Annotated in this window: 16 protein-coding genes; 14 read left to right on the top strand and 2 right to left on the bottom strand. The window is 68.6% G+C overall.

From position 1 onward, the window contains the following. The first annotated feature begins 78 nt into the window (after window positions 1-78). Complete coding sequence (locus AC3B5L_RS06915; RefSeq protein WP_187663813.1) at window positions 79-1,623, top strand: CitMHS family transporter; 1,545 nt, start codon at window positions 79-81, stop codon at window positions 1,621-1,623. Between the two features lie 27 nt (window positions 1,624-1,650). Here AC3B5L_RS06915 and epsC read toward each other — a convergent pair whose 3' ends face one another. Then, the gene (gene epsC / locus AC3B5L_RS06920; RefSeq protein ID WP_292797914.1) at window positions 1,651-2,220 is read right to left on the bottom strand and encodes a serine O-acetyltransferase EpsC; all 570 of its coding nucleotides are present in this window, start codon (window positions 2,218-2,220) and stop codon (window positions 1,651-1,653) included. Window positions 2,221-2,228: 8 nt separating this feature from the next. After that, window positions 2,229-3,167, bottom strand: a complete 939-nt coding sequence (gene cysK, locus AC3B5L_RS06925) for a cysteine synthase A (protein ID WP_490096339.1) — start codon at window positions 3,165-3,167, stop codon at window positions 2,229-2,231. A 98-nt stretch (window positions 3,168-3,265) separates the two neighbouring features. Here cysK and prmC point away from each other — a divergent pair, with 98 nt between their 5' ends. The 13 genes from prmC (at window position 3,266) to AC3B5L_RS06990 (ending at window position 14,338) form a co-directional block, all read left to right on the top strand. Continuing rightward, window positions 3,266-4,126, top strand: coding sequence for a peptide chain release factor N(5)-glutamine methyltransferase (prmC, locus tag AC3B5L_RS06930; protein ID WP_292797908.1), 861 nt, complete (start codon window positions 3,266-3,268; stop codon window positions 4,124-4,126). A gap of 52 nt (window positions 4,127-4,178) precedes the next feature. After that, a complete protein-coding gene (locus AC3B5L_RS06935; protein WP_490096340.1) occupies window positions 4,179-4,874 on the top strand; it encodes an L-threonylcarbamoyladenylate synthase in 696 nt (231 codons plus the stop codon). Then, complete coding sequence (locus AC3B5L_RS06940) at window positions 4,871-6,043, top strand: MraY family glycosyltransferase (RefSeq protein ID WP_292797904.1); 1,173 nt, start codon at window positions 4,871-4,873, stop codon at window positions 6,041-6,043. The genes AC3B5L_RS06935 and AC3B5L_RS06940 overlap by 4 nt, the downstream gene beginning before the upstream one ends. Then, complete coding sequence (locus AC3B5L_RS06945; RefSeq protein WP_187663819.1) at window positions 6,040-6,558, top strand: Cg1360 family ATP-synthase-associated protein; 519 nt, start codon at window positions 6,040-6,042, stop codon at window positions 6,556-6,558. The genes AC3B5L_RS06940 and AC3B5L_RS06945 overlap by 4 nt, the downstream gene beginning before the upstream one ends. 111 nt (window positions 6,559-6,669) lie before the next feature. Beyond that, window positions 6,670-7,491: a F0F1 ATP synthase subunit A gene (gene atpB, locus AC3B5L_RS06950; RefSeq protein WP_136035259.1), complete on the top strand. Its 822-nt coding sequence runs from the start codon at window positions 6,670-6,672 to the stop codon at window positions 7,489-7,491. Between the two features lie 43 nt (window positions 7,492-7,534). After that, window positions 7,535-7,771, top strand: coding sequence for an ATP synthase F0 subunit C (gene atpE, locus AC3B5L_RS06955; RefSeq protein WP_025103147.1), 237 nt, complete (start codon window positions 7,535-7,537; stop codon window positions 7,769-7,771). A 27-nt stretch (window positions 7,772-7,798) separates the two neighbouring features. Then, a complete protein-coding gene (locus AC3B5L_RS06960; RefSeq protein WP_060922506.1) occupies window positions 7,799-8,377 on the top strand; it encodes a F0F1 ATP synthase subunit B in 579 nt (192 codons plus the stop codon). Continuing rightward, a complete protein-coding gene (locus AC3B5L_RS06965) occupies window positions 8,377-9,168 on the top strand; it encodes a F0F1 ATP synthase subunit delta (RefSeq protein WP_292797898.1) in 792 nt (263 codons plus the stop codon). Before AC3B5L_RS06960 ends, AC3B5L_RS06965 begins: the two co-directional genes overlap by 1 nt. A gap of 47 nt (window positions 9,169-9,215) precedes the next feature. Then, window positions 9,216-10,856 carry a F0F1 ATP synthase subunit alpha gene (gene atpA, locus AC3B5L_RS06970; protein WP_062634989.1) on the top strand — a complete coding sequence of 547 codons (1,641 nt, stop codon included), beginning with the start codon at window positions 9,216-9,218 and terminating at the stop codon, window positions 10,854-10,856. A gap of 19 nt (window positions 10,857-10,875) precedes the next feature. Then, window positions 10,876-11,772 (top strand): F0F1 ATP synthase subunit gamma, encoded by an 897-nt coding sequence (locus AC3B5L_RS06975; RefSeq protein WP_187663821.1) that lies wholly within the window; start codon window positions 10,876-10,878, stop codon window positions 11,770-11,772. 26 nt (window positions 11,773-11,798) lie between these two features. Then, a complete protein-coding gene (atpD, locus tag AC3B5L_RS06980; RefSeq protein WP_187663822.1) occupies window positions 11,799-13,253 on the top strand; it encodes a F0F1 ATP synthase subunit beta in 1,455 nt (484 codons plus the stop codon). A gap of 2 nt (window positions 13,254-13,255) precedes the next feature. Then, entirely contained in the window at window positions 13,256-13,516 is a 261-nt protein-coding gene (locus tag AC3B5L_RS06985) for a F0F1 ATP synthase subunit epsilon (RefSeq protein ID WP_025103153.1), read from the top strand. Window positions 13,517-13,591: 75 nt separating this feature from the next. Then, entirely contained in the window at window positions 13,592-14,338 is a 747-nt protein-coding gene (locus AC3B5L_RS06990; protein WP_259953680.1) for a YaaA family protein, read from the top strand. The last annotated feature ends 108 nt before the right edge of the window (window positions 14,339-14,446 follow it).

The following is a 14,446-nucleotide window of genomic DNA, read 5'->3' on the forward strand; positions in this document are numbered from 1 at the left end:
CCGCGCTCCGCGTCTCCGGATTGCCTAGCCTCGTCAGGATCCGTCAGCGATGACGGAGCGACGACGAAGGAGTCACGCATGTTCCACGCATCGACCGCGCTGATCGCTGCCGCCGAGGAGGCACCCACCTACGACGTGGCCTTCGTACCGCCGGAGGGGGTGCTCGTCATCCTCGGCTTCACGATGGTCCTCGTGTTCATGACGCTGATCATGACCAAGCGCCTCACGCCCATGGTGGCGCTGATCCTGGTGCCCACCGTCTTCGGGCTGTTCGCGGGGGCGGGTCTCGGCCTGGGCGACATGATCCTCGACTCGATCGGCACCATGGCGCCCACGGCGGCGCTGCTGATGTTCGCCATCATGTTCTTCGGCATCATGATCGACGTCGGCCTCTTCGACCCGCTCATCCGGTTGATCACGCGGTTGCTCGGGGACGACCCGGCGAAGGTGGTGCTCGGGACCGCGATCCTCGCCGGCGCCGTGTCCCTCGACGGCGACGGCTCGACGACCTTCATCATCACGACCTCCGCGATGCTGCCCATCTACCTGCGCCTCGGCATGAGCCCCGTCGTCCTCACCTGCGTCGCCGGCCTCATGAACGGCACGCTCAACATCGTCCCCTGGGGCGGACCGACCGTGCGCGCCGCGACCGCGCTCGGCGTGCAGCCGACGGAGATCTTCGTGCCGATGCTTCCGGCGCTGGGCGCGGGCATCGTCGTGACGCTCGGCTTCGCCTGGCTGCTCGGCCTGGGGGAGCGGCGTCGTCTGGGGCGGATCGATGCGGACGGGCGGCTCACCGGAGCCGACGGCGGTGTGCTCGCCTCCGTGCCCCGCATCTTCCGCGGCGCCGAGCTCAAGCCGGGGGCGCGCGCCTCGCTGCGCACCGGCAACCTCGTCGTCGTCGCCGGCGGACACGCCCCGGTCGCGGCCGGGAGCGTCGACCCCGCGGATACGGCGATGGCCGACACCATGCTGGATCCGGCCCGCCCCACCCTGCGCCCGCGGCTGATCTGGTTCAACCTCCTGCTGACCGTCGCCGTCATGGTGCTCCTGGTCGTCGACATCCTTCCGCTGCCCTACGTGTTCATGGTCGGGGCCGGCGTCGCCCTCGTCGTCAACTTCCGCGGCATCAAGGATCAGGCGGCGGAGATCGTCGCGCACGCCCCGAGCATCGTCGGCGTCGTATCGATGGTCATCGCGGCCGGCGTCCTCGTGGGAGTCCTCTCCGGCACCGGAATGGTCGACGCGATGGCGACCTGGATCACCACCGTGCTGCCACCCGCGCTCGGACCGTTCCTCGCCCCGATCACGGGCGTGCTGTCCATCCCGTTCACGTTCTTCATGTCGAACGACGCCTTCTACTTCGGCATCCTCCCCGTGCTCGCACAGAGCGCCGCGAACTTCGGCATCGATCCGGTCGAGATGGCCAGGGCCTCGATCACCGGGCAGCCGGTGCACCTGCAGAGTCCGCTGGTCCCCGCGATCCTGCTGCTGGTCTCGCTCGCCGGGGTGAACCTCGGAGACCACCACCGGAAGGTGCTGTGGCGCGCGGTCATCGTGTCGCTCGTGATGCTGGGGATCGGCATCCTGGTCGGCGCCGTCCCGTTCTTCGTCGCGCAGTGACGAAGGTCACCGGCCGCGGGGCGAGCGTCAGATGGAGTAGTCCGGGGCGGTCAGCAGGGCCCTGGTGTCCTCTCCGGCGGTCCGCTGGCGCGGCTTCGCGGGAACGCCGACGAGCACGCTGTCGGCGGGTGCGTCCTTGGTGACCACGGCGTTGGCGCCCACGACGGAACGGGCTCCGACCGTGACGGCGCCGAGGATCTTCGCCCCCGCGCCCACGGCGACGCCGTCCTGCAGGGTGGGGTGCCGCTTGCCGACGTCCCGTGTCCGGCCCCCGAGCGTCACGCCGTGGTACATCAGCACGTCATCGCCGATCTCCGCTGTCTCGCCGATGACGACGCCCATGCCGTGGTCGATGAAGAAGCGCCGGCCGATCCGGGCTCCGGGGTGGATCTCGACGCCGGTCAGCCACCGGGAGATCTGCGACCCGGCGCGCGCGAGGAGCCGGAGGCGCCGCCGCCACAGCGCGTGCGAGACGCGGTGCGCCCAGATCGCGTGCAGGCCGGGGTAGAGCAGTGCCACCTCGATCGCCGTGCGCGCGGCCGGATCGCGAAGGCGCGCGGCGGCGATGTCCTCGCGCATTCGCCCGATCATGCCCATCGACGACCTCAGTCCTCGCGCAGGTCCTCGAACAGGGCGGTGGAGAGGTACCGCTCGCCGGTGTCCGGGATGATCACAACGATGGTCTTGCCGGCGTTCTCCGGGCGCGCGGCGACGGTCAGGGCCGCCGACACGGCGGCACCGGACGACATGCCGACCAGCAGACCCTCCTTCGCCGCGAGCTCGCGGGCCACGCGCAGCGAGTCCTCGAACTCCGCCGGGATGATCTCGTCGAGCACCTCGCGGTCGAGCACGTCGGGCACGAAGTTCGGGCCGATGCCCTGGATCTTGTGCGGTCCAGGGTGCCCCTCGGTGAGGACGGGGGAGTCCTTCGGCTCGACGGCGATGACCTGGACCTCGGGCTTCGCCGCCTTCAGCGCCTGGCCTGTGCCGGTGACCGTCCCGCCCGTGCCGACGCCGGCGATGAAGATGTCGACCGCGCCGTCGGTGTCCCGGAGGATCTCCTGCGCCGTGGTCTCGCGGTGGATCTGCGGATTCGCCGCGTTCTCGAACTGGCGGATCCAGACCGCGCCAGGGGTCTCGTCGACGATGCGCTTGACCTCCTCGATCGCGCCCTTCATGCCTTTGGTGGGGTCGGTGAGGACGATCTCCGCGCCGAACGCCTTGAGCAGCACACGGCGCTCCTTCGACATCGAGGCGGGCATCGTGAGGATGACACGGTAGCCGCGGGCGGCGCCGACCATGGCGAGGGCGATGCCGGTGTTGCCGCTCGTGGACTCCACGATGGTGCCGCCGGGGGAGAGCTCACCCGCGGCCTCCGCCGCATTGATCATGGCGATGCCGATGCGGTCCTTCACGCTGGACGCCGGGTTGTAGTACTCGAGCTTGGCGAGCACGGTGGCGCCGAGGCCCTCGGTCACGCGGTTGAGGCGGACGAGCGGCGTGTTGCCGAAAGCGGTGGTGATGTCGGGGTGGATGCCGGACATGGGGGAGCCCTTCCTGTGCGGGTGCGCTGCCGATCCAGCCTAGGCGAGCCCGAGGGGGGACGGGGCATTGTGACGTGCGCGCACTCTACGCTGGAGCCATGCCCGACCTCTCCCTCGCTGCGGCCGTGCGCGCCGCGGCGCAGCGTCTCGCCGACGCCGGCGTGCCCGACCCCCTCGTCGACGCCGAGCTGCTCGCCGGACACGTCCGAGGACAGCGCCGCGGGGAGGTGCAGGCGGCCATCGTCCGAGGCGACAGGCTCGACGACGACGACGCGACCGCCTTGGACGCGCTCGTCGCCCGACGCGCAGGCCGTGAGCCCCTGCAGCATCTCACCGGCACCGCACCGTTCCGGCATCTGGAGCTCGCGGTGGGCCCTGGTGTCTTCGTCCCCCGGCCCGAGACGGAGACCGTGGCGCAGTATGCGATCGACGCCCTTCTGGGATCGGGCGATCCGTCCCCCATCGGCGTCGATCTCGGCACGGGCAGCGGGGCGATCGCGCTCGCGATGGCGACCGAGGTGCCGCACGCCCGGGTGTACGCCGCGGAGATCTCCCCGGAGGCCCATGTCTGGGCCCGTCGCAACGTCGAGGGTGTCGAGAACCTCACGCTCGTGCTGTCCGATCTCGCCGATGCCTTCCCCGAACTGGACGGCACAGCCGCGGTCGTCATCTCGAACCCTCCGTACGTCCCCGCTCAGGCGATCCCGCGCGACCCCGAGGTCCGGCTGTTCGACCCCGCCCTCGCGCTCTACGGCGGAGAGGACGGGCTGGACGTCGTCCGTGTGCTCAGCACCAGGGCTCTGCGTCTGCTGCGGCCGGGGGGCATGCTGGTGATCGAGCACGGAGAACTGCAGGGCTCCCCGATCCGCGAGCTGCTCGCGGCTGACGGATGGCGGGCCGCAGCCACCCATCGCGATCTGACGCTGCGCGACCGCGCCACCACCGCCGTCCGCCCCTGATCAGCAGACGTCGAGCTCGTCCCGAACCCGCCCCGCGTAGAATCGAACCGTCATGTCCCCCATCTTCGACTGCAGCGACGAGGCGCAGCTGCTCGCCGGGATGCGCAATGCGCGCCAGGCGATCGGCCGCGGCGACCTCATCGTCATCCCCACCGACACCGTCTACGGCGTCGCCGCCGACGCCTTCTCGCCGCCTGCGGTGCAGCGCCTCCTGGACGCCAAGGGTCGCGGCCGCAATCAGCCGCCGCCCGTGCTCGTCGGCACGAAGGAGACGCTGACGGCCCTCGCGGAGGCTGTTCCGGAGCCCGTCCAGCGTCTCGTCGACGCGTTCTGGCCCGGGGGGCTCACGATCGTGCTGCCGGCGCAGCCCTCGCTGGTGTGGGATCTGGGGGAGACCAAGGGCACGGTCGCCGTCCGCATGCCCGAGGGGCGGGTGGTGCTCGAGCTGCTGGCCGAGACCGGACCGCTCGCGGTGTCCAGTGCCAACCTCACCGGCAAGGCGGCAGCGATCTCCGCGCTCGACGCGGAGAAGATGCTGGGCGACAGCGTCGCGGTGTATCTGGACGACGGCATGAGCAAGGACGGCGTCGCGTCCACGATCATCGATGCGACCTCGCTCGTCCGCCGCGCGGGTGACGCCGAGCAGGGCGCCGTCCGGATCCTGCGGGACGGCGTCGTGACCAGGGAGCAGCTGCGCGAGGTCCTGGGCGACCTGCTCGAGCCGGACCCGCAGGACGAGGATTCGTGAAGCAGTACCTCTTCACGATCATCGTCACCGCCGCGATCACCTTCGTGCTGACCTGGGCGGTGTGGCGGCTGAGCCTCCGCTTCAAGCTGTATCCCGGCATCCGCGAACGCGACGTGCACACCACGCCCACGCCCCGACTCGGCGGCGTCGCGATCTTCCTCGGCATCGTCGCCGCCTTCGCCGTGTCCGCCACGAACCCGTTCTTCCAGAGCATCTGGACGCCGCCGCAGACCATGTGGTCGATCCTGGCGGCGGCGCTGCTCATCGCCGTGATCGGGGTCATGGACGACCTCTGGGACATCGACTGGATGATCAAGCTGGGAGCGCAGTTCCTCGCCGCCGGCATCATCACGGTGGGCGGCGGCCTGCAGATCCTCTCCCTGCCGTTCGGCGACCTGATCGTCGTGTCGAGCTGGCTGAGCATCACGATCACCATGTTCGCGATCGTGATCGTCATGAACGCCGTGAACTTCATCGACGGTCTCGACGGTCTCGTCGCCGGCGTCTGCCTGATCTCGAACGGCGTCTTCTTCGCGTACTCGTATATCTTCACGCGGGACTCCGGGGCGTCGAGCTACTTCAACCTCTCCACGTTTCTCGCCGCGGTCCTCATCGGCGCCTGCCTCGGTTTCCTCCCGCTGAACTGGAGCCCGGCGAAGCTGTTCATGGGCGACTCCGGTGCTCTCGTGATCGGTCTGCTCATGGCGACCTCGGCCATCGCGATCACCGGGCAGATGGATCCGTCCGCCCTGGACCCGGAGCGTCTGGGGCGTTCGCAGCTGGTCGGCGCCTTCCTGCCGATCCTGCTCCCGTTGCTGGTCGTGCTCCTCCCGCTGCTGGACTTCGGCCTCGCCGTGCTGCGTCGGATGAGCGCGGGGCGATCGCCGTTCTCGCCGGACCGCAAGCACCTGCATCACCGGATGCTCGACCTCGGCCACCGCGACCGCGACGCGGTCCTGATCTTCTACGCCTGGACGGCCGTCATCTCCCTCGCCGTCCTCCTGATGTACGTCGGCGCCCGAGAGGACTGGCCCGGCCAGTACCTTCCGGGTGTCGCGTTCGGGGTCGTCGGCATCGCTGCATGCCTCGTCATCACCCTGAGTCCCACCCGCCGACGCAAGACCGCCGCGGGCGTCGCGCCCGACCCGATCCCCCTGGAGCCCCGATGAGCCCGAGCCCCGTTTCCAGCACCCCGATCCTGCGTCGCACCCTCGTCTGGTCGGCGGTGGCCACCGTCGTGCTGGCGCTCGTCGCCGGCGGGATCGGCTTCGCCGTCGCGCAGGGGGAGGGGCTGGTCAGCGGTCTCCTCGGTGTCCTCCTCGCCGCGCTGTTCCTCGGGATCACCGGGCTGAGCATCCTCATCGCCAACCGGTGGTACGGCGATCCGCTGTACGTGCAGCTCTTCTTCGCGATCGTGCTGGGCGGGTGGCTGCTGAAGCTCGGGGTCTTCGTCGTCGTGATGATCCTGCTCGCCGGACAGCCGTGGATCGAGCCGATGGTGTTCTTCCTGTCGATCGTCGCGGGGGTGCTCATGTCCCTCATCATCGACGTCGTCGTTCTCACCCAGATGCGGCTGCCGAACGTCAGCGACACCACGCTGCCCACCGAGGTGCCGGAGGACCGCGCCCCCGGAGCGGTGAACGATGCCTCCGACGGCCCTGCGGACGCGGCCCCGCGGTCTTAGGGCACCCTTGGATTCTGATAGTGTTGAGGAGTGCCCGCCGCTCGCCCGCGAGCGCTTGCGCTGTGTAGCACACCGACCATCGTCGCCCCGGTTCTGACCGGTGCCCCGAAGCTGGAGCCCGCGCTGTTTAATCTTGCTGCGACCCTGACCCCCCGACTCGCGTCCTCTGATGGCGAGTTCCACGGCCCTTCGATCGATGAGTTCTTCCCGGAGATCCTCTTCCACGTCGGACCCATCCCGGTCAACCGGATCCACCTGATCCAGTTGCTCTCCGTGATCGCCGTCGTCCTGATCCTCTGGCTCGGCACCCGCCGCATGAAGGTCGTGCCCGGCCGGTTCCAGAGCCTCGTCGAGATGGGCCTCGGCTTCGTCCGCGGCGGCATCGCGCACGACCTGCTCGGCCGCAAGGACGGCGACCGCTTCCTGCCGATCCTCACCACGATCTTCTTCATGGTGCTGTTCATGAACGTGACGGGAATCATCCCGTTCCTGAACATGCCGGGAACGGCGATCATCGCGGTGCCGCTCACGCTCGCCGTGGTCAGCTACGTCACGTTCATCTACGCCGGCATCAAGAAGAGCCCGAAGAACTTCTTCAAGAACGCGCTCTTCCCGTCCGGCGTGCCGTGGCCGGTCTACTTCATCGTCACGCCGATCGAGCTCATCTCGACGTTCATCATCCGCCCGGTGACCCTCACCCTGCGACTGCTGATGAACCTCGTCGTCGGCCACATGATCCTGGTCCTCTGCTTCGCGGCGACCCAGTTCTTCTTCTTCACCGCGGGCGGCGGCTGGGCTGCCCTCGGTATCGGAACCCTCGCCTTCGGCGGTGCCTTCACTCTCTTCGAGATCCTGGTCGCCGTCCTGCAGGCCTACGTCTTCACCGTCCTCACCGCGGTCTACATCCAGCTCGCGGTCGCAGAAGAGCACTGAGCGGGCGGGCAACAGCCCTCCCACCCAACGAAAGGAAAAACCCGTGGACGCAACTACGGTTCTCGCTGAAATCAACGGCCACCTCGCGGCGGTCGGCTACGGCCTCGCGGCCATCGGCCCGGCCATCGGTGTGGGCATCGTGGTCGGCAAGACCATCGAGGGCGTCGCCCGTCAGCCCGAGCTGGCCGGTCGCCTGCAGGTCCTCATGTGGATCGGTATCGCCTTCACCGAGGCGCTTGCGTTCGTCGGCATCGCCGTCGGATTCATCCCCTTCCCGTAATCCCCACCGACTTCTGAAGGAGACAGGATGCTGAACGCTCTTGTCACGAACCTCGCGGCTGAGGGTGAGGCGGCGAACAACCCGCTGATCCCCGCGTGGTACGACATCATCTGGTCGGGCTTCTGGTTCCTCATCATCCTCGCCGTCGTCTGGAAGGTCGCCCTTCCTCGTCTGACGAAGATGCTCGACGAGCGGTCCGCCGCCATCGAGGGCAACATCGCCAAGGCCGATGAGGCGCAGAAGCAGGCGGAAGCGGCTCTCGAGGAGTACACCCGACAGCTGGCCGAGGCACGCACCGAGGCCGGTGAGATCCGTGAGGCCGCCCGTGAGGACGGCAAGAAGATCATCGCCGAGGCGAAGGAGACCGCAGCCAGCGAGGCCGCGCGTCTGACCGCCACCGCGCACACGCAGATCGAGGCAGAGCGCCAGACGGCTCTCGTCTCCCTGCGCAGCGAGGTCGGCTCGCTCGCTCTGGACCTCGCCGGCGGCGTGGTCGGCGAGACGCTCTCCGACGACGCCCGCGCGGCCGCTGTGGTCGACCGCTTCCTCGCCGATCTCGAAGCATCCGACCTTCGACAGGCTCAGGTCCCGGGCGGGCAGTCGTAATGGGCAGCGCGACCGCTCAGGCACTCGCGGCATCCACTCAGACGCTTGCCGCAGCGAAGGACGTCACCCTCGAGACCGCGCGCGAGCTGTTCGCGGCCGCGCGGGCCGTGGGCGAATCGTCTCAGCTGAGCGGCGCGCTGGCTGACCCCTCGGCTCCGACCTCGGCGCGGCAGAACGTCGTGTCCGCGGTGTTCGGGCAGTACGGCTCCGCGGCGCAGGATGTCCTGCGCACCGCTGTCGCCGAACGCTGGTCGAACGCCTCCGAGCTGATCGACGGTCTCGAGGAGCTCGCGATCCGGGCGGCGACCATCGCCGAGCCCGGCGCGGACATCGAGGGCGAGCTCTTCGGCTTCTCGCGGGTGATCGCGGCGAACCCGGAGCTCGAGCTCGCGCTCGGCAGCCGGCTCGGGGGAGAGGACGCCAAGGCCGCCCTGGTCGAGCGTCTCCTCGTCGATGCCTCCGCCAGCGCTCCGACGGCCTTCATCGTCACGTCCCTCGTGCGTCAGCCGCGCGAGCGCCGGGTGCGGCAGCTGCTGAGCCGGGCGATGCGTATCGTCTCGAACCAGCGCGGTCGCCTCGTGGCCACGGTGCACACGGCGACCGAGCTCAGCGACGCGCAGCGCACGCGACTCGGCCAGACGCTCTCGCAGCGATACGGCGGCCAGGTGTCCCTCAACGTCGTCATCGACCCCAGCGTCGTCGGAGGCCTGCGCGTGCAGATCGCCGATGACGTCATCGACGGCAGCATCTCCGCACGACTCGCCGACCTTCGCCAGAAGCTCGCGGGCTAACACGACTTCGCGCGGGGAACCGCGCACCCAGATACAAAGGGAAGACAATGGCAGAACTATCGATCAGCCCCGACGTCATCCGTGACGCGCTGAAGGATTTCGCCGCCGCGTACGAGCCCACCGGGGCCGCGGCGACCGAGGTCGGCACCGTCATCGACGCCGCCGACGGCATCGCTCACGTCGAGGGACTTCCCGGCGTGATGGCGAACGAGCTCGTGACCTTCGCCGACGGCACCAAGGGTCTCGCGCTGAACCTCGACGAGCACGAGATCGGTGTCGTCGTCCTCGGCGACTTCACCGGCATCGAGGCCGGTCAGGAAGTCACCCGCACGGGTGAGGTCCTCTCCGTCCCGGTCGGTGACGGCTACCTCGGCCGTGTCGTCGACCCGCTCGGCAACCCGATCGACGGCCTCGGCGCGATCGCGACCGAGGGTGTCCGCGAGCTCGAGCTCCAGGCCCCCGGCGTCATGCAGCGCAAGTCGGTGCACGAGCCCATGCAGACCGGCATCAAGGCCATCGACGCGATGATCCCGGTCGGCCGCGGCCAGCGCCAGCTCATCATCGGCGACCGCCAGACCGGCAAGACGGCCATCGCGATCGACACGATCATCAACCAGAAGGCCAACTGGGAGTCCGGCGACGTCAACAAGCAGGTCCGCTGCATCTACGTCGCCATCGGTCAGAAGGGCTCGACCATCGCTTCGGTGAAGGGCGCGCTCGAGGAGGCCGGCGCTCTGGAGTACACCACCATCGTGGCTGCTCCGGCGTCCGACCCCGCCGGCTTCAAGTACCTCGCTCCGTACACCGGTTCGGCCATCGGTCAGCACTGGATGTACGGCGGCAAGCACGTCCTCATCATCTTCGACGACCTGTCGAAGCAGGCCGAGGCCTACCGTGCCGTCTCCCTGCTGCTGCGCCGCCCGCCGGGCCGCGAGGCATACCCTGGCGACGTCTTCTACCTGCACTCCCGTCTGCTCGAGCGGTGCGCGAAGCTGTCCGACGAGCTCGGTGCGGGTTCGATGACCGGTCTTCCGATCATCGAGACCAAGGCGAACGACGTCTCGGCGTACATCCCGACCAACGTGATCTCGATCACCGACGGCCAGATCTTCCTGCAGTCCGACCTCTTCAACGCCAACCAGCGTCCTGCGGTCGACGTGGGTATCTCGGTGTCGCGTGTCGGTGGTGACGCTCAGGTGAAGTCGATCAAGAAGGTCTCCGGAACGTTGAAGCTGGAGCTGGCGCAGTACCGCTCGCTCGAGGCGTTCGCGATGTTCGCATCGGACCTCGACGCCGCTTCGCGTCGTCAGCTCTCGCGCGGTGCCCGTCTGACCGAGCTGCTCAAGCAGCCGCAGTACTCGCCGTACCCGGTGGAGGAGCAGGTCGTCTCGATCTGGGCCGGCACCAACGGCAAGCTCGACTCGATCGAGGTCGAGGACGTGCTGCGCTTCGAGCGCGAGCTGCTCGACTACCTGCGTCGCAACACGAAGGTGCTCGACACGCTGCGGGAGACCAACGTGCTGGACGACGCCACCGTCGCCGAGCTCGACAAGCAGACCGACAACTTCCTCCTGGAGTTCCAGGGCGGCAAGGGCCACGCCATCGGCGCCCCTGGCCACGAGGAGCACGCTGCGGCCGAGGCCGAGGACGTCAACCAGGAGAAGATCGTCAAGGGTCGTCGCGCGTAACCGCGTGAGGTACTGATTCATGGGCGCTCAACTCAGGGTCTACAAGCAGAAGATCTCTTCTGCTCAGACGACCAAGAAGATCACGAAGGCGATGGAACTCATCGCGGCTTCGCGCATCCAGAAGGCGATGGCACGCGTCAAGGCGTCCACCCCCTTCGCGCGGGCCGTGACGAGGGCCGTGTCCGCCGTCGCGACGCACTCGAACGTCGACCACCCGCTCACCCGCGAGCCCGAGACGATCCGCCGCTCCGCGGTCGTGATCTTCTCGTCGGACCGCGGTCTCGCCGGAGCCTTCAACTCGCAGATCCTCCGTGAGGGTCTCGAGGTCGCGGAGCTCCTGCGCGAGCAGGGCAAGGAGCCGGTGTTCTACCTCGTGGGCCGCAAGGCCGTCGGGTACTTCCAGTTCCGTCGCATCGCGGCCGCTGCAGAGTGGACCGGCGACACCGACACCCCCTCGTTCCACACGGCGGAGGAGATCTCGCAGACGCTTCTCGAGGCCTTCAACCGTGGCGGCGAGGACGGCGGCGTCGACGAGATCCACCTCGTGTACAACCGCTTCGTCAGCATGATGACGCAGTCGCCGGAGTCCGTGCGCCTGCTGCCGCTGGAGATCGCGGAGGCCGACGACTCGGAGGCGGGCAGCACCGTCTACCCGCTGTACGAGTTCGAGCCCGACGCCGAGACGGTGCTCGACGCGATCCTGCCGGTGTACATCCAGAGCCGCGTCTTCAACGCCCTCCTGCAGTCGTCCGCCGCCAAGCAGGCCGCGACGCAGAAGGCGATGAAGTCGGCCAGCGACAACGCCGACAAGCTCATCACCGACTACACCCGCCTGCGCAACAACGCGCGTCAGGCCGAGATCACCCAGCAGATCGCCGAGATCGTCGGTGGCGCCGACGCTCTCGCATCGAGCTGACAGACCCTCAGGAAAGAGACGAAGAAATGACCACCACCGCCACGGCTGAGCAGCCGGCGACCGCGGTCGTCGGGCGCGTCGCCCGCGTCAACGGTCCGGTTGTCGACATCGAGTTCCCGCACGACTCGATCCCCGACATCTACAACGCCCTGAAGACCACCATCGTGATGGGCGAGGAGTCCACCGAGATCACGCTCGAGGTCGCGCAGCACCTCGGCGACGACCTGGTCCGCGCCATCGCCCTGAAGCCGACCGACGGCATCGTCCGCGGTCAGGAGGTGCGCGACACCGGTGAGGCCATCTCGGTCCCCGTCGGCGACGTGACCAAGGGCAAGGTCTTCAACGTGATCGGCGAGGTGCTGAACCTCGAACCCGGCGAGACCATCGAGGTCACCGAGCGCTGGCCCATCCACCGCAAGGCCCCGAACTTCGACCAGCTCGAGTCGAAGACGCAGATGTTCGAGACGGGCATCAAGTCGATCGACCTCCTCACCCCGTACGTGCTGGGTGGCAAGATCGGTCTCTTCGGTGGTGCCGGTGTCGGCAAGACCGTCCTCATCCAGGAGATGATCCAGCGCGTCGCGCAGGACCACGGTGGTGTGTCGGTGTTCGCCGGTGTCGGTGAGCGCACCCGTGAGGGCAACGACCTCATCCACGAGATGGAGGAGGCGGGCGTCTTCGACAAGACCGCCCTCGTCTTCGGCCAGATGGACGAGCCGCCGGGGACGCGTCTGCGCGTCGCCCTGTCGGCTCTGACGATGGCGGAGTACTTCCGTGACGTGCAGAAGCAGGACGTGCTGCTCTTCATCGACAACATCTTCCGCTTCACGCAGGCCGGTTCCGAGGTCTCCACGCTGCTGGGCCGCATGCCCTCCGCCGTGGGTTACCAGCCGAACCTCGCCGACGAGATGGGCCTCCTGCAGGAGCGCATCACCTCGACGCGCGGTCACTCGATCACCTCGCTGCAGGCGATCTACGTGCCAGCCGACGACTACACCGACCCGGCCCCGGCCACGACCTTCGCGCACCTCGACGCGACGACCGAGCTCTCCCGTGAGATCGCGTCGAAGGGTCTGTACCCGGCCATCGACCCGCTGACCTCGACGTCGCGCATCATGGACCCCCGCTACTTGGGCGAGGACCACTACCGCGTGGCCACGACGGTGAAGCAGATCCTCCAGAAGAACAAGGAGCTGCAGGAGATCATCGCGATCCTCGGTGTCGACGAGCTCTCCGAGGAAGACAAGATCGTCGTGTCGCGTGCACGTCGCATCCAGCAGTTCCTCTCGCAGAACACCTACATGGCGAAGAAGTTCACGGGCGTCGAGGGCTCGACCGTGCCGCTGAAGGAGACCATCGAGTCGTTCGATGCGATCACCCGGGGTGACTTCGACCACGTCGCCGAGCAGGCCTTCTTCAACGTCGGTGGCATCTCCGACGTGGAGGAGCGCTGGGCGCAGATCCAGAAGGAGAACGCCTGACCATGGCGCTGCATGTCAGCCTCGTCTCCGCCGACGCGGAGGTCTGGACGGGAGAGGCGAGCCTCGTCGTCGCCAAGACCGTCGAGGGCGAGATCGGCTTCATGTCCGGTCACGAGCCGGTGCTGGCCATCCTCGCCGAGGGTCAGGTCCGGATCACCCAGACGGATGGCGCCAAGGTGCTGGCGAACGCGCAGGACGGCTTCCTCTCCATGGAGGGCGACGTCCTGACGATCGTGGCCGGCAACGCGGCACTCATCTCCTGACAGTCCTGTACATCGCGTCCGCCTCGACACCCGCCCGGGTGTCGAGGCGGACGCGTCTCTTTCCCCTGAGGTCCCATGAAGATCCTGCTTCCGCCGTCCGAGACCAAGCGCGAGGGCGGTGACGGCGGCCCGCTGGATGTGCCCGCGCTGGCACTCCCGGACCTCACACCGCAGCGGACCGCCGTGATCGACGCTCTCGTCGCTCTCGCCGCCGATGAGGACGCGAGCCGGCGCGTGCTGAAGCTGAGCGATCGGCAGCGGGGGGACATCGCGCACAACCGTGTCATGAGGAGCGCGCCCACGATGCCCGCGGTGGACCGCTACACCGGTGTACTGTTCGACGCCCTCGACGCGGCGTCGCTCTCGACCGCCTCCCGTCGCTGGCTGGACGCCCACGTGTGGATTCACAGCGCTCCGTTCGGCCCGGTCGCGGCCCTGGACGCGATCCCGACCTATCGCCTGGCAGCCGGCACCACGCTTCCGGGGATGCCGCCGCTGCGTCGCCACTGGGCCGATCCGACGGCGGCGGCGATCGCGGCCGATGCCCCGGCTTTCGTGCTCGATCTGCGCAGCGAGGCGTACGCGGCACTCGGACCCGTGCCGGCCGGGGTGCCGTCCGTGTACGTGCGGGTCGTCACGGCGCAGGGGAGGGCGCTGAACCACTTCAACAAGAAGTCCAAGGGGCTGCTCGTCCGGGCACTTTCCGAGGACCGGCCGCGTCTCGGCTCGCTCCGAGGGCTGCACCGGTGGGCGCGGGCGCACGACGTCGTTCTGCGGGACGGCGCCGCACCGGGGGAGATCGAGCTGGTCGTCGCCGACTGACGGTCCCGAGGCCGGCGAATCGCCCCCGGCGGTCGTTGCCGCCCCCTGGGCGCACCGCTACCATGTCCAATGCGAGGCGGGGAGTCTCGTGGCGGGGGACGAGAGCCG

This window comes from Microbacterium sp. C-MGS6 (assembly GCF_058140415.1).

Coding starts and splice junctions, on each gene's coding strand:
- AC3B5L_RS06990 (WP_259953680.1), top strand. CDS start 13,592: ATGAAGATCCTGCTTCCGCCGTCCGAGACCAAGCGCGAGGGCGGTGAC.
- AC3B5L_RS06975 (WP_187663821.1), top strand. CDS start 10,876: ATGGGCGCTCAACTCAGGGTCTACAAGCAGAAGATCTCTTCTGCTCAG.
- epsC (WP_292797914.1), bottom strand. CDS start 2,220: ATGGGCATGATCGGGCGAATGCGCGAGGACATCGCCGCCGCGCGCCTT.
- cysK (WP_490096339.1), bottom strand. CDS start 3,167: ATGTCCGGCATCCACCCCGACATCACCACCGCTTTCGGCAACACGCCG.
- AC3B5L_RS06915 (WP_187663813.1), top strand. CDS start 79: ATGTTCCACGCATCGACCGCGCTGATCGCTGCCGCCGAGGAGGCACCC.
- prmC (WP_292797908.1), top strand. CDS start 3,266: ATGCCCGACCTCTCCCTCGCTGCGGCCGTGCGCGCCGCGGCGCAGCGT.
- atpD (WP_187663822.1), top strand. CDS start 11,799: ATGACCACCACCGCCACGGCTGAGCAGCCGGCGACCGCGGTCGTCGGG.
- AC3B5L_RS06945 (WP_187663819.1), top strand. CDS start 6,040: ATGAGCCCGAGCCCCGTTTCCAGCACCCCGATCCTGCGTCGCACCCTC.
- AC3B5L_RS06965 (WP_292797898.1), top strand. CDS start 8,377: ATGGGCAGCGCGACCGCTCAGGCACTCGCGGCATCCACTCAGACGCTT.
- AC3B5L_RS06960 (WP_060922506.1), top strand. CDS start 7,799: ATGCTGAACGCTCTTGTCACGAACCTCGCGGCTGAGGGTGAGGCGGCG.
- AC3B5L_RS06935 (WP_490096340.1), top strand. CDS start 4,179: ATGTCCCCCATCTTCGACTGCAGCGACGAGGCGCAGCTGCTCGCCGGG.
- AC3B5L_RS06985 (WP_025103153.1), top strand. CDS start 13,256: ATGGCGCTGCATGTCAGCCTCGTCTCCGCCGACGCGGAGGTCTGGACG.
- atpA (WP_062634989.1), top strand. CDS start 9,216: ATGGCAGAACTATCGATCAGCCCCGACGTCATCCGTGACGCGCTGAAG.